The sequence below is a fragment of the Liquorilactobacillus mali genome (assembly GCF_001437155.1).
GTDB classification, from domain to species: Bacteria; Bacillota; Bacilli; order Lactobacillales; family Lactobacillaceae; genus Liquorilactobacillus; species Liquorilactobacillus mali_A.
The window spans coordinates 14,031-14,424 of the sequence record NZ_JQAR01000030.1 but is presented as its reverse complement, the minus strand read 5'-3'; the positions used below and the strand labels follow the sequence as shown (position 1 = coordinate 14,424).

1 protein-coding gene is annotated in these 394 nt (G+C 38.6%); it reads right to left on the bottom strand.

Annotated features, from left to right (window positions below):
• Positions 1-393: transposase family protein (locus IV36_RS10190; RefSeq protein ID WP_477218339.1), on the bottom strand; the 393-nt coding region annotated here is incomplete at its 3' end.
• Position 394 lies beyond the last annotated feature (1 nt).

The following is a 394-nucleotide window of genomic DNA, read 5'->3' as shown; positions in this document are numbered from 1 at the left end:
TTGATTAATCATCATGGGACGCTGTTCAATTGATCGCCCCAAAGATTGATTATATTTAGAACGTTGGTCAACGTTACGCCGTTGGCGCACGCCATGTTCAGGCAAATCATTTAAAGAAAACTCAATTTTCCCTTGATTTAACCAATTATAAATTGATTTAGTCGCTAGTTTAAATTCGTGAGCTATCATTTCTGGTGACCAACTTAGCCGTAAATGGTTTAAAATTATTTGCCTTAATTTGTCATTCAATTTAGTCTTTCGGCCACATCGTGACCGCTTGTATTCGGCATCTGTTTGTGCTAATTCAGCCTGATAAGGTTCACATCGAGCTAATTCATAAGAAATTGTGGCAGGTGATCGTTTTAGGCGATCGCTCATTTGGATATTGGACAGG